Genomic DNA, 1324 nt, shown 5'->3' with positions numbered 1-1324 from the left:
TTATGCCGTGAACTGCGATCGGATCGGATTGGGGAAGGTTATTGATAATTTAATCGAAAACGGGGTGAAATATTCACCGAAAAACCCTATAATCACGATCACACTTCAAGAAAATACAGTCAATATTTGCGATAATGGAATCGGGATGGATGAGATCACCTTGATGCACATTTACGATCGCTATTACCAGAGTGATTCGACGATGGCCGGGTATGGAATCGGTTTGAATCTGGTGAAGCGTTATTGTGACCGTTACGGTATTGCACTGCACATCTCTTCTCACATTAATGAGGGGACATGTGTCAAACTTGAATTTAAAAAAAGGGGAATAGTAAATGGATAACAGTTGGTTGGAATTTGCACACTCGGCGGTAGATTACGGAATTATCGGGATTTTGGTGATTATGAGTGTGGTCTCTTTATGGCTTTTTATTGAGCGACTTATGGCATACGGTGCAGTACGCATCGGTGATTATGAGACCAAAGAGGAGCTAGAACTCGATTTGGGAGATAATGTCTCTACGATTGCGACTATCGGTTCGAATGCTCCGTACGTAGGGCTTTTAGGGACGGTATTAGGGATTATGATTACCTTTTATTCTCTCGGTGATGTCGGAGCCGTTGATCCAAAGAAAATTATGACAGGTCTTGCGTTGGCACTTAAAGCGACCGCTATGGGTCTGGTAGTTGCTATCCCTTCTATTATTTTCTATAATATTTTGCTCCGTAAGATGGAACGTATTTTGACACTGTGGGATATCAACGCCCACTCCAAACGAGGATAGTCGTATGAGAATGAAACGGATCGATACGATCAACGTTATCCCTTTCATCGACATTATGCTCGTTCTTTTGGTCATGGTTCTGACAACGGCAACGTTTATTAAGACGGGGTTGATCCCTGTTGATCTCCCCGAAGCCAAAGGCTCTGCCGCAGAACATAAACCATCGGAGCTAAAGCTTACCATTCAAAAAGACGGAACGCTGATGCTGGGCGATGAAAAAACACCGATAACTCTAGCGGAGTTTGAACAGAAGGTGACAGAGGGGGGCAAAGAGATGACCGTTGTCCTCTACAGCGATAAAGAGGCGGCGTTTCAAAACTTCGTGGGTGTTATGGATGTATTGAAACGCCTTGGGCATGAACAGCTCTATATTGTGACCGATAAACAGAAATAATGATGCACCAAATTAGTAACTACGTCTATGCACGCGATGAGTTACTGCGGTGGGATATCCCTACCGCACGCCTCCCCAACCCCTACCACGATTTTCCCTATATGGTTCTGGAGGGGGTTTTAAGCCCTTCCGAATGCCGCTCTAT

General features: G+C 44.5%; 3 protein-coding genes. All 3 read left to right on the top strand.

Going from position 1 to position 1324, the window contains the following annotated elements:
* Nucleotides 1-343, top strand: a 343-nt coding sequence (locus A2517_RS06650) for a sensor histidine kinase KdpD (RefSeq protein ID WP_294895350.1), incomplete at its 5' end; no start/stop codon positions are given.
* On the top strand, nt 336-785 hold the full coding sequence (gene exbB / locus A2517_RS06645; RefSeq protein WP_294895348.1) for a TonB-system energizer ExbB: 450 nt from the start codon (nt 336-338) through the stop codon (nt 783-785). The genes A2517_RS06650 and exbB, both read left to right, overlap by 8 nt.
* Before the next feature lie 4 nt (nt 786-789).
* The gene (locus A2517_RS06640) at nt 790-1179 is read left to right on the top strand and encodes a biopolymer transporter ExbD (protein ID WP_294895346.1); all 390 of its coding nucleotides are present in this window, start codon (nt 790-792) and stop codon (nt 1177-1179) included.
* The last annotated feature ends 145 nt before the right edge of the window (nt 1180-1324 follow it).

The sequence above is a fragment of the Sulfuricurvum sp. RIFOXYD12_FULL_44_77 genome, from assembly GCF_001830725.1.
Taxonomy (GTDB): domain Bacteria; phylum Campylobacterota; class Campylobacteria; order Campylobacterales; family Sulfurimonadaceae; genus Sulfuricurvum; species Sulfuricurvum kujiense_A.
Note: the sequence above shows the minus strand (reverse complement) of the source record. Positions and strands in the feature narration are given on the sequence as shown.

Excerpts from the sequence above, each read along its gene's own strand:
- A2517_RS06640 (WP_294895346.1), top strand. The coding sequence starts at position 790 with ATGAGAATGAAACGGATCGATACGATCAACGTTATCCCTTTCATCGAC.
- exbB (WP_294895348.1), top strand. The coding sequence starts at position 336 with ATGGATAACAGTTGGTTGGAATTTGCACACTCGGCGGTAGATTACGGA.